This is a genomic window from Chelativorans xinjiangensis, assembly GCF_009812055.1.
Classification (GTDB): Bacteria; Pseudomonadota; Alphaproteobacteria; order Rhizobiales; family Rhizobiaceae; genus Chelativorans; species Chelativorans xinjiangense.
Genome location: NZ_WQNH01000029.1, coordinates 37,121 through 52,474, shown reverse-complemented (window position 1 = coordinate 52,474; position 15,354 = coordinate 37,121). Strand labels below are relative to the sequence as shown.

Genomic DNA, 15,354 nt, shown 5'->3' with positions numbered 1-15,354 from the left:
CCGACCGCTGGCGTGGTTGTCCGGGATATAGAGAATTTCGTAGAAGAGTTCCATACCGAGTTTCGTGAAACTTTCCCGTTGTCGATTTTCTAGGGACACCCATTGCCGGACGGACAGAAAACCATGCGGCTTGCCGCCGAGGCGCTGAGCGGTGAGCGTGGCGGGGAAGTCATTTTTTCCGACACCTCGTTTGCGGTCGCATGCGGCGAAGCGCTGTTGGTGACCGGGCCGAATGGAGCCGGCAAAACAACGCTTCTGCGCATCCTCGCCGGACTCCTGAGGCCGGCGGCGGGGCGGCTGGCGCTGGACGGAGGCGGGGAGGAGTGGCCGGATATCAGGGCCGCCTGCCATTATCTGGGGCACTTCAACGCGATGAAGACCGCGCTGACCGTGGAGGAGAACCTGGTTTTCTGGCAGCGCTTCCTCGGGCAGGCGCGGATGACGGCATCGGAGGCGCTGGAGACGGTGGGGCTGGAGGATATCGGGCATCTGCCGTTCGGCTATCTCTCCACCGGGCAGCGGCGGCGGGCGGCGATCGCACGGCTGCTGGTTTCGCATCGGCCGGTGTGGTTGCTCGATGAGCCGACGGCGGGCCTCGACCGGGCGTCGGAGGGGCGGTTTGCGGAATTGATGCGGGGGCATCTTCGAGAGGGCGGGATGATCGTGGCGGCGACGCATCTGCCGCTGGGGCTTGAGGGGGCGGGGGAGTTGGCGATGGGGGGGCAAGCGCGATGAAAACCGTTTCCGCTGGCTCCCGACACCCTCCCCTCTGCCCTGTCGGGGTCCTCAGGGGAGAAGCGCCGGCGTATCGGACCCCCCTCCCCCTTGTGGGGAGGGGTGAGGGGTGGGGGTTAGGCCCGCAGGGTAACAAAATTCGTTCTTCGTCGCGCTTCGCGCGGACCCCCACCCACCCCTCCCCCCAAGGGGGAGGGGAAGTCGGCTACGCTGGTGCTCTCCACTCATCCTACAGGGGAAGCTCCTGATGCTCGCCCTCTACCTTCGCGAAGTCAGGCTCGGCATCCGCGCCGGCAGCGGCGCCTTGACGGGCGTGCTCTTCTTCCTCGCCGTCGTCGCCGTCATCCCCTTCGGCGTCGGGCCTGACCTCAATCTGCTTGCCCGCATCGGCCCGGCGATCCTGTGGATCGGCGCTTTGCTTGCGAGCCTCCTGGGGCTGGAGCGGCTGTTTCAGGCAGACCGCGAGGACGGTTCGCTCGACCTCATGCTGATCGCCGACGGTCGGCACATGCTGGCGCTGACCGTGTTCGTCAAATGCCTGGCGCACTGGACGGCGAACGTGTTGCCGCTGGTGGCGGTGGCGCCGCTGCTCGGCCTGTTCATGAACGTGCCGCCGACAGGCCTTGCCGCGGCGACGCTGACGCTTCTCGTCGGCACGCCGGCCATCACCTTCATCGGCGCTGTGGGGGCTGCGCTGGTGGTGGCGCTGCCGCGGGGCGGGCTGCTCGTTTCCGTTCTGATCCTGCCGCTTTCGATCCCCGTCCTCATCTTCGGCGTGGCGGCGAGCCGGGGGGCGGTGGCCGAGCCCGACCCGTTTCTGCCGGCCTTCCTCATCCTCGTCGCGCTGACCCTGTTCTTCGCCGTCATTGGCCCGGCGGCGGCGGCGCTGGCCCTGCGCAACGCCGACTGACGGGCACGAGAATGTGAGCCGCGCGGCCTGCTGCGGCAATGTGGATGAATTGCTAGGGACGGTCTGGCGGTCTATTTACGACAGGATGAGTGAAACGGCCAATCTGACGGCGCGGCTGACCGCGCTCGCCAACCCGACGCGCTTTCTGGCGCTTGCGGGCAGCCTTGTGCCGTGGCTGGGGGGAGCGGCGGTGCTGGTGCTCGTCGTCGGCCTCGGCATGGCCTTTGCCGCGCCCGAGGACTACCAGCAGGGCATCACGGTGCGCATCATGTATATCCACGTGCCCTTCGCGTGGCTCGCCATGTTCTGCTACACGCTGATGGCGGCTTCGGCGCTCGGCACGCTGGTGTGGCGGCATCCGCTGGCCGATGTCGCGCTCAAGGCGGCCGCGCCCATCGGCGCCGTCTTCACGGCGCTGGCTCTCGTCACCGGCTCCATCTGGGGCAAGCCCATGTGGGGCACGTGGTGGGTGTGGGACGCGCGGCTAACCTCGGTGTTCGTGCTGTTCCTCATGTATCTCGGCATCATTGCGCTGACGCGGGCGCTTGACGACCAGAGCCGGGCGGCGCGCGCCGCGGCGATCCTCACGCTGGTCGGCTTCATCAACATCCCGATCATCAAGTTCTCGGTCGACTGGTGGAACACGCTGCACCAGCCGGCCTCCGTGTTCCGCCTCGACGGGCCGACCATCCACCCGAGCCTCTTGTGGCCGCTCCTGATCTCGGCGGCGGGCTTCACGCTTCTGTTCCTGGCGCTGCATCTCATGGCGATGCGCGCCGAGATTTGGCGGCGCAGGGTGAGCGCCATGCGGCGCTTGTCGGCGCGGGCAGCGGAAGGGAAGCTCGCGGAGGGGCAGGCGTCATGACGCATCTGGCCTATGTCGTGGCGGCCTATGCCATCTCGGCTCTCGCGATTGCCGGGCTGGCGGCGTGGATCCTGCTCGATCAGAAGGCGCAGAAGCGGGCGCTCAAGGAACTGGAAGAGCGCGGCGTGCGCCGGCGCTCGGCCAGGACGGAGGCAGCCAGATGACGACGGACCAGGAACGGGTGCAGAAACCGCGCCGGCTCATCCTCTTCTTGCTCCTCTTGCCGCTTGTGGTTTTTCTGGCGCTGTCGGCGGTGTTCCTGGCGCAGCTCTTCTCCGGCCGCGACACGTCGGTCGTGCCTTCCGCGCTCATCGGCCAGCCGGCGCCGCAGACGGAGCTGCCGCCGCTCGAGGGCGTGGACCTACCGGGCCTTTCGCCGGCCGATTTCCAGGGCAATGTGACGCTGGTGAACGTGTGGGGCTCCTGGTGCCTGCCGTGCCGCGACGAACACCCGTTCCTGATGCAACTGGGCGGGGACGAGCGCATTCGGCTTGTCGGCCTCAACTACAAGGACAGGCCGGAGAACGCCCGCCGCTTCCTCGGCGAGCTCGGCAATCCGTTCGATGCCATCGGCGTCGACCAGAGCGGGCGGGCGGCGATCGAGTGGGGTGTCTACGGCGTGCCGGAAACTTTCCTTGTCGGCCCCGACGGGACGATACGCTACAAGCATGTGGGCCCCTTCACGCCGCGCAGCCTCAAGAACGATCTGATGCCCGAGGTCGAGAAGGCGCTGGCCGAGACGGCGGGGTGACGGCGGGGCGGAAGCATAAGCGGGCGGGGAGGGGGTCGTGACGCTCAGCGGAAAGATCGAAGAGCACTTCCTGAAACAGGCGGACGGCAGCGAAACGCTGGGCTCTCCCTTCACCGCACGGCTGTGTCGCCTGCTTTCGGACCTCCTGGACGAAAGCACCGAGACGGGTCGCCGCGTCGCCGCCTGGCCGGGAAAGCCGCGCAGCGACGCGGTCGCGCTGCGGCTTGCCGGGGCGCTGCATGCGCTTGTGCTTTCAGGCGCCGATCCGGCGCTTGCCGCCGCCTATCCGCCCAACCAGGTAACGGACGAGGCGCTGCGCGAGGCGTTGACGGCGGCAATCGCCCGGCACGATGCGCGGCTTGTGCAAGGGCTCGATTCGCCGCCGCAGACCAACGAGATCGCCCGGGCGGCGATGCTTCTGCCTGGCTTCCTCGCTATCGGCCGGGAGGCGGGCATGCCGCTTGCCATCCGCGAGATCGGATCGAGCGCCGGGCTCAACCTTCTCTTCGATCGCTTTCACTATCGCTATGGCGAGGCTTGTTGGGGCGACGAGGCCTCGCCCGTGAAGCTGACGGCAGAGGCGCGCGGCAAGGCGCCCCCATTGGGCGGCTTCCTCGACATCGCCTCGCGAAAGGGCAGCGATGTGGTGCCCGTCGACGTTGCGGATGCCGAGGAGAGATTGCGGCTGAAGTCCTACGTCTGGCCTGACCAGACGGCGCGGCTTGAGCGGCTGGAAGCGGCGCTCGCGCTGGCGCGGGAGACGCCGTTCAGCATCGAGAAGGCCGACGCCGCGGATTTCATCGCCGCGGAGCTTGCCGCAAGAGGCGATGACGCGGTCTTCGTGCTGTTCCACTCGATCATGTGGCAATACCTGCCATACGAGAAGCGCCGGCATATCGAGACCCTGCTCGACGAGGCGGGCAATGCGCCGGGCTCCACCCCGCTCGCCTGGCTGAGAATGGAGCCGGTCTCGGGCGATACCGGCTTTGCCCGGCTGCGGCTTACGCTGTGGCCTGTGGGAGAAACGCGAGACCTTGCCCGCTGCGACTTTCACGGACGCTGGATCGAGTGGCTGGGTGGGTGAGGCTTACGCCGCGCCCGCCATCTTCTGCTTCTCGAAACGCTTGCGCTCGTGGGGGTCGAGATAGAGCTTGCGCAGGCGGATGGACTTCGGCGTCACCTCCACCAGCTCGTCCTCCTGGATCCAGGAAAGCGCGCGCTCCAGCGTCATGCGGATGGGCGGAGTGAGTTTCACCGCCTCGTCCTTGCCGGCGGCGCGCACGTTGGAGAGCTTCTTGCCCTTCAGGACGTTCACTTCCAGGTCGTTGTCTCTCGAGTGGATGCCGATGATCATGCCCTGGTAGACCTTCACGCCCGGGTCGATGACCATCGGGCCGCGGTCTTCCAGATTCCACAGCGCGAAAGCCACGGCCTCGCCCGAGTCGTTCGAAATCAGCACGCCGTTGACGCGGCCGCCGATCTCGCCCTTGTAGGGCTGGTATTCGTGGAACAGGCGGTTCATGACCGCCGTGCCACGCGTGTCGGTCAGAAGCTCCGACTGGTAGCCGATGAGGCCGCGGGTGGGCGCGTGGAAGACGAGGCGCTGGCGGTCGCCACCCGAGGGGCGGAGCTCCACCATCTCGGCTTTACGCTCCGACATCTTCTGCACAACGATGCCGGCGTGCTCCTCGTCGACGTCGACGACGACTTCCTCGATAGGCTCCAGAAGCTGGCCGCTGTCGTCCTTCGTCATGACGACGCGCGGGCGCGAGACGGCAAGCTCGAAACCCTCGCGGCGCATGGTCTCGATGAGGACGGCAAGCTGCAACTCGCCGCGGCCGGAGACGAAGAAGGAGTCCCTGTCGGCCGATTCCTCGATCTTCAACGCCACGTTGCCTTCCGCCTCCTTCAGGAGACGGTCGCGGATGACGCGGCTCGTCACCTTGTCGCCCTCGGTGCCGGCGAGCGGCGAATCGTTGACGAGGAAGCTCATCGTGACCGTCGGCGGATCGATGGGCTGGGCCTTCATTGCTTGCGCTACGGAGGGGTCGCAGAAGGTGTCGGCCACCGTGCCCTTCGACAAGCCGGCGATGGCGACGATGTCGCCTGCCTGTGCTTCGTCGATGGGCTGACGCTCGAGGCCACGGAAGGCGAGGATCTTCGAGATGCGGCCCTGCTCCAGCAGGCTGCCGTCGTGCGAAAGCACCTTGACTGCCTGGTTCGGTTTCACGGTGCCGGAAGCGACGCGCCCGGTGATGATGCGGCCGAGGAAGGGATTGGCCTCGAGGATGGTGCCGATCATGCGGAACGGCCCTTCGTCGACGGAGGGTTCCGGCACGTGCTTCAGCACCAGGTCGAAGAGCGGCGCCAGGCCGCCGTCCTGCGGACCGGCTGGATCATCGCTCATCCAGCCATCGCGGCCGGAGCCGTAGAGGATCGGAAAATCGAGCTGCTCGTCGGTGGCGTCGAGGGCGGCGAAGAGGTCGAAGACCTCGTTGATCACCTCGTCGGCGCGCGCGTCCGGCCGGTCGATCTTGTTGACGGCGACGATGGGCTTCAGCCCCACCTTCAGCGCCTTGCCGACGACGAACTTGGTCTGCGGCATCGGCCCTTCGGCTGCGTCCACCAGAAGCACCGCGCCATCCACCATGTTGAGGATGCGCTCCACCTCGCCGCCGAAGTCGGCATGGCCGGGCGTGTCGACGATGTTGATGCGCACGTCCTTCCAGACCACGGAGGTGGCCTTGGCGAGGATGGTGATGCCGCGCTCCTTCTCCAGGTCGTTGGAGTCCATGGCGCGCTCGTCGACGCGCTGGTTGTCGCGCAGGGAGCCCGACTGCTTCAGGAGCGCGTCGACAAGGGTGGTCTTCCCATGATCGACATGGGCGATGATCGCAATATTGCGGAGTTTCATTGGTTCTCTTCGGGGTCGTCGGACGCGGCTTCAGGCGCGGCCGTATCTTCGTTGGCCGCGCTCATACAGGTTTTTTCGCAATTGCGAAAGGGAGGTGCCGATGGAGCGCCGCTTTAATATAGGGACTTTCGGTCGGCGTATGGAGTGCCACGCCTGCGAATTATGGCTACCTAATGATCCTTTCCGGAGGGTAGGAAGGCGGGGGGACTCCGAATCGACCGCCGTCTCCACCATCGGTGAGCATTCCGTTATCGTAGATCACTTCATTGCCATCGTCGAACATGCCTTTAGGGGTGGAGCACTGGTCGTTCATGCAAGCATGACGCTCTCCGCCGGAAATGCATCCAGAAAGTGCGAGACATGCCAGCCCGAATAGGACAGGTGAGATATATTTGACCAAATGACTATATCCAATAATTATGATGCATTAATTCAGATTAATTCTGACTATACTATAGTTTATGCAGAAAATGGCAAACGTAAGTCATGATGGCGATTCAAAGCGTTTCGCGACGGTCGATCAGGTAGTATACTCGACCTTCAAATGTCCCTTCTAAGCGCGTTTAGTGGAAATTTGAGATAGCGCCGCCCGTTCCTTTCCGGTTCCGGCAGCCGCCCGCCATTCATATTCACCTGCAGCGCGTGAAGGATAAGCCTCGGCATGGGGAGTGTCTTGTCACGCGCCTGGCGCACTCGAACGAATTCCTCCGTCGTTCGGCATCTTGAAATATGGATGTTCTCCGCCCTCTGCTCGGCCACGGTGCTTTGACAGCGGGGCTCGCGTCCGCCCGGCTGGTAGTCGTGGCCAGTGAAAAGGCGCGTTTCGTCCGGAAGCGAGAGGATTTCCTGGATCGAATTCCAGAGCTGTTGGGCGCTTCCGCCGGGGAAATCCGCGCGCGCCGTGCCGCTGTCAGGCATGAAGAGCGTATCGTGCACGAAGGCGGCATCACCGATGACATAGGTGATGGAGGCGAGCGTGTGACCGGGGGAGAAGAGCACCTTCGCCGGGATTTCCCCCACAAGGAAGCTCTCCCCCTCGGCGAAAAGCTTGTCCCATTGCGAACCGTCGGTAGGGAAATCCGGCCAGTTGTAAATCTCTTTCCAGAGCTTCTGGACTTCGACCACCCTTGCGCCGATGGCTGTGGGTGCGCCAGTCTTTCGTCTCAGATAATCTGCCGCGGAGAAATGGTCGGCGTGGGGGTGAGTGTCGAGAATCCACTCGACGGTGAGGCCCCGCTTCTCGATGAAGGCCAGGATCTCGTCGGCGCTGTGTGTGGCCGTGGCGCCGGATTTTTCGTCGAAGTCGAGCACAGGATCGATGATCGCGCACCTGTTCGTCGCGGGGTCGGCCGCGACATATTGCAGGGAAGAGGTGTACTCCTCGAAAAACGCTGTCACTTCGAGCGCCGAACAATCCTGCATCGCTATCTCCGTCACGCCGTACCTTGTGGCAACGGCGTGTAGTTAGCGAGGAAACCGTCAAGATGCAATTTCCATAAATGCAGTAGGAATGAGACGATTTTTCTAAGCTACAAGGACGTGGCGATCGGTTTCTTCCATCCTTTGCGGAGAATTCGCATGGCGGCCTAGACGAGCCCCTTCTTCTCCATCATCGCCTCCGGGCTCGGCAGCCGGCCGCGGAAGGCCATGTAGAGTTCTTCCGGGTCGGCCGAGCCGCCGGCGGAATAGATGTGGCGGTGGAGTTTTTCGGCGGCCTCTCGGTTGAACGGGTCGCCGGCCTCCTCGAAGGCGCGGAAGGCATCGGCGTCCAACACCTCCGACCACATGTATGAGTAGTAGCCGGCCGAATAGCCGTCACCGGAGAAGACGTGCAGGAAGTGCGGCGTGCGGTGGCGCATGGGGATGGCCGCGGGCTTTTCGAGCTTTTCCAGGGTCTCCGCCTCGAAGCGCAGCGGGTCCTCCGGCGCCTCCTCCCGTGCGTGGAAGGCCATGTCGACCAATGCGGAGGCGGTGAACTCCACCGTGGCGAAGCCGGAGCCGAAATTGCGCGCAGCGCGCATCTTCTCCAGAAGCTCTTGCGGCATGGGCTCGCCGGTCTCCACATGGCGGGCGTGCCTGGAAAGCACCTCCGGCACGGTGAACCAGTGCTCGAAAAGCTGCGAGGGGAGTTCGACAAAATCGCGGGCGACGGCGGTGCCGGATATGGAGGGCCAGGTGACGTCGCTCAGCAGGCCGTGCAGGGCGTGGCCGAACTCGTGGAACAGCGTGCGCGCGTCGTCCACGGACAGGGGCGCCGGCTTGCCCTTGGGCGGCTTGGCGAAGTTCATCACGTTATAGACGATGGGCTTTTGGCCTCGGCCGAGCTTGAAGCCGGACTGGAGCGCGCTCATCCAGGCACCGGAGCGTTTCGAAGGGCGGTTGAAATAGTCGGCGAGGAAGACGCCGCGCGTCGTCCCGTCGCCGTTCTTCACGGTAAAAGCCCGCACGTCCTCGTGCCATGCGGCTATGCCCTTCTGCTCCTCGAAGGTGAGGCCGAAGAGGCGGTGGGCGACGTCGAAGGCGGCGGCGATAACGTTTTCGAGCGCCAGATAGGGCTCCAGCGCGCTTTCGTCGAAGGCGAAACGCTCACCACGCAGTTTCTCGGCGTAGTAGCGCCAGTCCCAGGGGGCAATGGCGTGGTTGTGGCCTTCGGCGGCGGCAATGCGCTGCAGTTCCTTCTCGTCCTCGGCCGCCTTTTCGCGCGCCTTCTTCCAGACGGGCTCAAGGAGTTCCATCACGGCGTCCGGCGTCTTGGCCATCGTGTCGTCGAGCTTGTAGGCTGCGTAGTTCTCGTAGCCGAGCAGCCGCGCCTTCTCGGCGCGCAGCCGAAGCGTGTCGCGCACGATGCCGGCGTTGTTCGCCTCGCCCTCGTTCTCGCTGCGGCGGATGAAGGCATGAAGCACCGTCTCGCGCAGGTCGCGGCGGGCGGAGGCGGCAAGGAAGGGCTCGGCGATGGAGCGCGACAGGGTGACGGCGTAGCGGCCGGGCTCTCCACGGGATTCGGCTGCCTCCGCCATTGCGCTTCTTAGCGAGGCGGGCAGACCGGCGAGGTCGCTCTCGTCCAGGAACAGCGCCCATTTGCTCTCGTCGGCCAGCACGTTCTGGCCGAAACGGGCGCCGAGGGCGGCAAGCTCCTCGTTGATCTCGGCAAGGCGCGTTTTGCCTTCCGCGTCGAGCCTGGCACCGCCGCGGACGAAGCGCTTCCACGTCTTTTCCAGAACGCGGTCCGTCTCCTTGTCGAGGTCGAGGGTTTCGCGCGCCGCGTAGAGCGTGTCGAGGCGCCTGAACAGCGCCTCGTTCATGGTGATGCGGGAATAGTGGCGCGCCATGCGCGGCGAGATCTCGCGCTCCAGCTTCTGGATCGTCTCGTTCGTATGTGCGCCGGCGCGGCACCAGAAGACGGCCGAGACGCGCGACAGCGGCTCGCCGGAAAGCTCGAGCGCGGCAAGCGTGTTGTCGATGCTCGGCGTTTCGTCATTCCCGGCGATGTCGGCGATCTCCACCTCGTGGGCGGCAAGGGCGGCGTCGAAGGCCGATGAGAGTGTGCTTTCGTCGATGTGGCCGAACTCGGGCAGGCCGAGCGGCCCGTTCCACGCGGTGAGCGGATGTGTCGCAAGATCGACGGCGGAGGGGGCAGGAGCCATGGGAAACCCTTGAAACGAAGCAGGAAAAGGAGGCGCGGGAACAGCAGACCGTACCCGATGTAGAGCCGGCGGGCTCGCTGCGCAACACTTGAACTTGACTCCGCCGGGCGCGCGCTTACATTCGCATTTAATAAGCAACACTTACTATTTTGCGAGCCATCTCGCGAGGAGACTTTTTGAGCCCTCGATTCGATCCCGATTCCTTCGGCTTTCTCGTTACCGATCTGGCGCGCCTGATACGGGCGGAGATGGACCGATGCATCGAGGCGGCGGGCATCGGCGTGACGCCGGGAGAGGCGCGTACGCTCGTCTATGCCGCGCGCTTCGGCGAGGTGCGCCAGAACGTCTTGGCCGAGCGCATGGGGTTGGAGGCGATGACGCTCAGCGCCTATCTCGACCGGCTCGAGGAACGGGGGCTGGTCAAGCGCGTGCCGGACCCCTCCGACCGCCGCGCCAAGCTGGTGCGCCTGACGGAAAAGGCTGACGGCGCGCTGGAAGCGGTCCGGCGTGTGGGGCTGAAGGTGCGTTCGCGCGCGCGCGGGAACTTAAGCGAGGCGGAATGGTCCGGCCTCCAGGAACTCTTGAAGGCGGTGCGCGGCAACTTCACCGGCGGCGCGTGAACGTGGCGGCGCGGGCCGCGCCGGAGGCAAGCGAAAGCGAATGAACATTCAGAGCGATGCCATCTCCATGGCGGCGCCGATCATGAGCGAGCGCCGCGTCAGCATGATCGGCGCCATGCTCGTGGCCGTGGGGCCGGTCTCCATGGCGCTCTACACGCCCGCCATGCCGCAGATCGTCGAGGCGTTCGGCAGCACGGAGGCTGCCGTGAAGATGACGCTGTCGCTCTATTTCGCCGGCTTTGCCGTCTCGCAGCTCTTCTGCGGCCCACTTTCGGACGGGTTCGGGCGCAAGCCCGTCACCTTTGCCTTCATGGGCATCTATGCGCTGGCAAGCCTGTTAGCGGTGCTGGCTCCGAGCGTGGAGGTGCTGATCGCCGCGCGTTTTCTGCAGGGGTTCGGCGCCGCCGTCGGCGTGGCCGTGGCGCGGGCGGTGGTGCGCGATCTCTTCACGCATGAGCAGTCCGCCCGCATCATGAACCTGATGGGCATCATCCTTGCGATCGGCCCTGCCTTGTCGCCGACGATTGGCGGGCTGACGATGGAGCTTGCCGGGTGGCACGCCATCTTCCTGATCATGCTGGCAGCCGGTTTCGTTATCGTGCTCGTCGTGCGGTTCTGGATGCGCGAGACGGTGAGCCGGGATCTTTCGCGCATCAGTCCACGCGGGCTCATGCGGGCCTATGGAACGCTGCTCAAGAGCCCCTATTTCCTGACCTCCGGCATGGTCATCGCGGGCAGCGTCGGCGCCTTGTATACCCAGGCGACGGTGCTGCCTTTCATCCTCATGGGCCGCGTCGGGCTGTCCCCGTCGGCATTCGGCGTCGGCATGCTGATGCAGTCGGGCATGTTCTTCGTCGGTGCATTGGCGGTGCGTTTTCTCATGCGCCGCGTCAGCGCCTACCGCCTGGTGCCCGTCGGCCTTGGCTTCATCGCGCTCGGCGGCACGCTGCTCGCCTATCTGCTCAACGCCGCGCCGCCCAGCTTCCTGAGCGTGATGGGTCCCGTCGGCCTCTATGCCATCGGTATTTCCTTCGTCATGCCGGCGATGATGACTGCATCGCTGGCGCCCTTCCCGCATATCGCCGGCGCGGCGGCGGCCCTGGCTGGGTTCATGCAGATGGGCGGCGGGCTCGTGGGCGGGTCGATCATCGCCCTTATCGGCGAGCCGGTCTTCGCCATGAGTGTGGTCGTGCCGATAATGGGGGCTATGGCGATTGTGGCATGGCTCCTGTGGCGGCGCCTGCCGGAGCCGGCGCAGGCATCCGTGGTTTCCGTCGTGCCCGGTTAGCAAATCCAGGAAAAGTGGAAACCGGTTTTCCGTCCGGAATTGCGACAAAAAAGAGCTAGACCAGTTCATCGATTCCATGAACGATGAACTGGTCTAGCGATGGATCAGCCAAGGTCGGGGCGGGCGAAGTCACCGGTTTTGGGGTCCATTACCCAGAGTTCGCCGGTCTGGATGTCGAACCATGCGCCGTGCAAGGTGAGCCGGCCCTTGTCCTCGAGGATCTTTACGCAGGGGAAGGTGCGCAGGTTGGCCACCTGATAGCGGATGGAGATGCGCTCCAGCGCGGTCTGGCGCTCCGCCGCCGTCATCATGGTGTTGCCGGAGACGGCCTCGGCGGCGGGCGCGACGAGGCCCATCCACTTGCCGATGAAGTCGCCCGGCGACAGCGGCTCGGGTGACGGGTTGAGCGCGGCGCCGATGCCGCCGCAGCGGCCGTGCCCCATCACGACGATGTGCTTCACCTTGAGGCTCTGCACGGCGAATTCGAGGGCGGCGGAGGTGCCGTGGAGGCGGTCGTCAGGCGCGTAGGGCGGCACGAGGTTGGCGACGTTGCGCACCACGAAGAGCTCACCGGGACCGGCGTCGAAGACAGTCTCGGGAGCGGCGCGCGAATCGCAGCAGGCGATCACCATTGTGTCCGGCGACTGCCCGTCGCGCGCCAGAGACTGATAGCGGGCGCTTTCGGTGGGATAGCGCCGAGACATGAAATTGCGATATCCGGCCAGGAGCCGCTCAGGCAGGTGTATCATGGATACCGCAAATAGCCGGGAGGAGCGCGGTTCGCAAGGCTGTAAGCGCTATCTAGGCACGCTGGTGGTCTGACCGAAGCAGATAGTACCATCCTATCAGGATCGCACCACTAGGCCCCGCGGGGCAGCGGAACGGGGCGCATCTGCACGGTCGCAGTGGGCCTGGAAAGGCTTTTGGCATCGGTCTCCAGCATGAGTTCGTCGGCGCCGCGCTCGGCTGTGCGCGCCAGCGCTTCGAATACCGCCGCAGTGGTGCGGCGGAGCGCTTCCGCCGGTGATGCGCCGCGCAACAGCCAAGCCAGAAGCAGCGCCGCCGTCAGGTCGCCCGGCCCCTTGGCGGGATCCTCTATGGCGGGATGCTCGGCCAGATGCGCTTCCCCGGGCATGAGGAGCAGGTTGCCTATGCTGCTTTTTGCCGAACCGGGCGCCGAGGTCACCAGCATGGCGGGCGGGGCGGCGCGAAGGGCGGCATCGGCGAGCGCCTCGATCGTCTCCAGCTTTTCACCGGCGAACCAGGCCAGCTCGTAGCGGTTGGGCGTGGCGATGTCGGCGAGTGGCAAAAGGTCCTCCCGCATGGCCGCGGCGACGGCTTTCGGCACGTAAAGCCCGCCGATGTCACCGATGACGGGATCGCAGACGTAGAGCGCCTCGGGGTTTTTCTCCTTCACCCGACGCACCAGCGAGGCAACCGCGGGGGCCTGCGCGGCCTCGCCAAGATAGCCAGAGAGCACCGCGGCGACCTCGCCCAACCAGGGCGCCTCCTCCAGATCGCGCATGAAGGCGGCGAAATCGGCAGCCGGCGGCACGATGCGCGTCGCCGGTCCGTGGCCGGGATGCCAGGGCAGCATGACCGTCGGCACCGCCCACACGGGATGCCCCAGCGTCTCCAGCGCGAAGACGGAGGCGCGATTTCCCACCGAGCCGCGCGCTACGTGGCTCGATATGACGACGACTGCGCGCCGGCGGGGGACGCCGTCCATCGTCTCCGTCACGATGCGCCGCCCGCCAGATACGACCACAGCCAGATGATGAGAGCGAGCGCAAAGAGCACTCCCAGGACACGGCCGATGCGCCGGCCCCACAGCTCCGTCCAGTCCTCGCTTTGCGCTTCCGATGCGGTGAGATGGTCGCGCGCTCTAGAGGCCATGCGCATGAAGAGGTCCGATTCCCGGTCGACGCGCTCCAGGATGCGGCGAGACTCCTCCTGTGCCTGCTCGTCGCGGCGCTTGTCGCCCATCCGCCTGTCGGTCCGTTTCTTGTCGGTCATTCCCTTGCCAGGCGAATAGCATTATTCTCCGCCCCGGTCGATTTTCGATTCGAGGATTTTTCATGCCGAACTCATTGACCCTGGCGACCTTGGCGCCGAAGAGCTTTCGTGTCTTTCTCTTGCTTCTCCTCACGCTGCCCTTCCTTTCTGCCTGCGGGTTCAACACCATCCCCACACGGGAGGAGCAGGCGAAGGCGGCGTGGAGCGAGGTCCTGAATCAGTATCAGCGCCGCACGGACCTGATCCCCAATCTGGTGGAGACGGTGAAGGGCTATGCCAGCCACGAGCGCGAGGTGCTCGAAGGGGTGGTGGAAGCGCGCGCCAAAGCGACACAGGTGCAGATAACGCCGGACATGCTGACCGACCCGGAGGCGTTCCGTGTCTTCCAGGAAAACCAGGCGCAGCTGACCGGGGCGCTGTCGCGGCTGCTCGCGGTGGTGGAGAACTATCCGGACCTGAAGGCGAACCAGAATTTCCTGGCGCTCCAGGCGCAGCTTGAAGGCACGGAAAACCGCATCGCGGTGGCCCGGCGCGACTATATCGAGGCGGTGCGGCTCTACAACACCTCGCTCCGGACGCTGCCGTCGCTCTTGTGGGCGAAGTTCTGGTTCACCGACGCCGAGCCGATGCAGAGCTTCACGATCTCCGAAGAGAATATGCAGGTGCCCGAAGTCGATTTCGGCAATGGCGGCTAGACCAGTTCATCGTTTCATGGAACCGATGAACTGGTCTAACTCATTGTTTTGTCGCAATTCCGGACGGAAAACCGATTTCCACTTTTCCTGGAATTGCTTTAGCCTGACGGGATATTACCGCATGGCGGGACGGGGTGTTTTCGCCTGGGTTTGCGCAGGCCTGCTTCTGTTTGCCGTGTCCGCGCTCGCGGCCGAACTGCCCCAGCTCACAGGCCGCGTGGTGGACAATGCCGGCCTGCTCGACGCCGGGGCCGAGGCGGGGCTCACGGAAAAGCTCGCGGCCTTCGAGGCAAAGTCGTCGGACCAGATCGTGGTTGCTACCATCGAAAGTCTCGACGGCGAAGCCATCGAGCCCTACGCCAACCGCCTGTTCCGCGCCTGGGGCCTGGGCCAGGCCGGCGAGGACAATGGCGTGCTGCTTCTGGTGGCGCTCAACGACCGCAGGATGCGCATCGAGGTGGGCTACGGGCTGGAAGGGACGCTGACGGACCTGCATGCCAAGCTCATCATCGAGAACACAATGGTTCCGGCCTTCCGTGCGGGGGATTATGCCGGCGGCATTACGGGCGCCGTCGACGATATCGTCACCGTGCTCGAAGGCAATGCCGCCGAGCTGGAAGCCCGCGCCCGGCGCGCCGCGGAGGAGAACGCGGAGCCCATCTGGCCGGTGGTCCTGTTCTTCATCGTGTGGGGCACCATCTTCTTTGGCGGCTTCGCCTTCGCGTTTCTGCCACAGTTTTTCGGCCGCAAGATCGGCCCCAGGCGCTATCGGTGGTTGGGCATGGAGTTCGACTACACCTCTCGCGGTAGGAGCGGTGGACGCAGCGGCTCGTCCGGCTGGTCGTCGGGCAGCAGCGGTGGGTTTTCCGGCGGCGGCGGCTCGTCGGGTGGCGGCGGCGCTTCAGGGAGCTGGTGA

The 15,354-nt window shown here is 65.2% G+C and carries 16 protein-coding genes; 10 read left to right on the top strand and 6 right to left on the bottom strand.

Annotated features, from left to right (window positions below; translation table 11 throughout):
* The first annotated feature begins 123 nt into the window (after positions 1-123).
* The 6 genes from ccmA to GM910_RS17155 all read left to right on the top strand — a co-directional run bounded on the left by ccmA (position 124) and on the right by GM910_RS17155 (position 4,345).
* Complete coding sequence (ccmA, locus tag GM910_RS17180; RefSeq protein ID WP_159589451.1) at positions 124-735, top strand: heme ABC exporter ATP-binding protein CcmA; 612 nt, start codon at positions 124-126, stop codon at positions 733-735.
* 247 nt (positions 736-982) lie between these two features.
* The gene (gene ccmB, locus GM910_RS17175) at positions 983-1,645 is read left to right on the top strand and encodes a heme exporter protein CcmB (RefSeq protein WP_159589395.1); all 663 of its coding nucleotides are present in this window, start codon (positions 983-985) and stop codon (positions 1,643-1,645) included.
* A gap of 85 nt (positions 1,646-1,730) precedes the next feature.
* Positions 1,731-2,510 carry a heme ABC transporter permease gene (locus tag GM910_RS17170; protein WP_159589393.1) on the top strand — a complete coding sequence of 260 codons (780 nt, stop codon included), beginning with the start codon at positions 1,731-1,733 and terminating at the stop codon, positions 2,508-2,510.
* Positions 2,507-2,674: a heme exporter protein CcmD gene (gene ccmD / locus GM910_RS17165; RefSeq protein ID WP_159589391.1), complete on the top strand. Its 168-nt coding sequence runs from the start codon at positions 2,507-2,509 to the stop codon at positions 2,672-2,674. The genes GM910_RS17170 and ccmD overlap by 4 nt, the downstream gene beginning before the upstream one ends.
* Entirely contained in the window at positions 2,671-3,261 is a 591-nt protein-coding gene (locus tag GM910_RS17160; RefSeq protein WP_159589389.1) for a DsbE family thiol:disulfide interchange protein, read from the top strand. Before ccmD ends, GM910_RS17160 begins: the two co-directional genes overlap by 4 nt.
* Positions 3,262-3,298: 37 nt before the next feature.
* A complete protein-coding gene (locus GM910_RS17155) occupies positions 3,299-4,345 on the top strand; it encodes a DUF2332 domain-containing protein (RefSeq protein ID WP_159589387.1) in 1,047 nt (348 codons plus the stop codon).
* Positions 4,346-4,348: 3 nt separating this feature from the next.
* Here GM910_RS17155 and typA read toward each other — a convergent pair whose 3' ends face one another.
* From typA to GM910_RS17140, 3 genes are all read right to left on the bottom strand, one after another.
* Positions 4,349-6,175, bottom strand: coding sequence for a translational GTPase TypA (typA, locus tag GM910_RS17150; protein ID WP_159589385.1), 1,827 nt, complete (start codon positions 6,173-6,175; stop codon positions 4,349-4,351).
* A gap of 540 nt (positions 6,176-6,715) precedes the next feature.
* Complete coding sequence (locus GM910_RS17145) at positions 6,716-7,597, bottom strand: MBL fold metallo-hydrolase (protein ID WP_159589383.1); 882 nt, start codon at positions 7,595-7,597, stop codon at positions 6,716-6,718.
* Positions 7,598-7,761: 164 nt separating this feature from the next.
* Positions 7,762-9,819 carry a M3 family metallopeptidase gene (locus GM910_RS17140; protein ID WP_159589381.1) on the bottom strand — a complete coding sequence of 686 codons (2,058 nt, stop codon included), beginning with the start codon at positions 9,817-9,819 and terminating at the stop codon, positions 7,762-7,764.
* A 176-nt stretch (positions 9,820-9,995) separates the two neighbouring features.
* Between GM910_RS17140 and GM910_RS17135 the strand changes: the two genes are divergently transcribed.
* A complete protein-coding gene (locus GM910_RS17135; protein ID WP_246226199.1) occupies positions 9,996-10,439 on the top strand; it encodes a MarR family winged helix-turn-helix transcriptional regulator in 444 nt (147 codons plus the stop codon).
* 40 nt (positions 10,440-10,479) lie between these two features.
* Positions 10,480-11,727, top strand: coding sequence for a multidrug effflux MFS transporter (locus tag GM910_RS17130; protein ID WP_159589379.1), 1,248 nt, complete (start codon positions 10,480-10,482; stop codon positions 11,725-11,727).
* A 104-nt stretch (positions 11,728-11,831) separates the two neighbouring features.
* On the opposite strand, the gene GM910_RS17125 is transcribed toward GM910_RS17130, so the two are convergent.
* The 3 genes from GM910_RS17125 to GM910_RS17115 all read right to left on the bottom strand — a co-directional run bounded on the left by GM910_RS17125 (position 11,832) and on the right by GM910_RS17115 (position 13,743).
* Entirely contained in the window at positions 11,832-12,476 is a 645-nt protein-coding gene (locus GM910_RS17125) for a carbonic anhydrase (protein WP_159589377.1), read from the bottom strand.
* Between the two features lie 110 nt (positions 12,477-12,586).
* Positions 12,587-13,456 (bottom strand): pyridoxal kinase PdxY, encoded by an 870-nt coding sequence (gene pdxY / locus GM910_RS17120; protein WP_159589447.1) that lies wholly within the window; start codon positions 13,454-13,456, stop codon positions 12,587-12,589.
* An 8-nt stretch (positions 13,457-13,464) separates the two neighbouring features.
* Positions 13,465-13,743, bottom strand: coding sequence for a hypothetical protein (locus GM910_RS17115; RefSeq protein ID WP_246226198.1), 279 nt, complete (start codon positions 13,741-13,743; stop codon positions 13,465-13,467).
* A gap of 62 nt (positions 13,744-13,805) precedes the next feature.
* Here GM910_RS17115 and GM910_RS17110 point away from each other — a divergent pair, with 62 nt between their 5' ends.
* On the top strand, positions 13,806-14,438 hold the full coding sequence (locus GM910_RS17110) for a LemA family protein (protein WP_159589375.1): 633 nt from the start codon (positions 13,806-13,808) through the stop codon (positions 14,436-14,438).
* Between the two features lie 121 nt (positions 14,439-14,559).
* Entirely contained in the window at positions 14,560-15,354 is a 795-nt protein-coding gene (locus tag GM910_RS17105) for a TPM domain-containing protein (RefSeq protein WP_159589373.1), read from the top strand.